Source organism: Pseudoalteromonas sp. AWH4_217 (assembly GCF_056161105.1).
In genome coordinates, this window is the sequence record NZ_JBSWYM010000102.1 from 1 (window position 1) to 235 (window position 235).

At 50.6% G+C, this 235-nt stretch carries 1 protein-coding gene; it reads right to left on the bottom strand.

The annotated features are described in order from the left end of the window. Positions 1–186: hypothetical protein (locus ACXAH1_RS24820; RefSeq protein WP_475200339.1), on the bottom strand; the 186-nt coding region annotated here is incomplete at its 3' end. Positions 187–235: the final 49 nt, after the last annotated feature.

Here is a 235-nt window from a genome sequence, read left to right on the forward strand (position 1 = left end):
AGCAAGGAGTATGTTTGAGCCGGCGTATTTACTACACGTAAAGTGTGGCTTTCCTGCAGCGGCTCCAGGTTTACCCTGCTCTACCACACCTTCAACAACAACTCCGTTGTCATCCCGCACGCGATGCGGGATCCATTTAAACCTGTTTTTCAGTGCTGAGTAGGTTTGCTTCGATGTATTTGTCATGCCTGCGATGTGGTCTGTTGGTAGATCCCGCATCAAGTGCGGGATGACG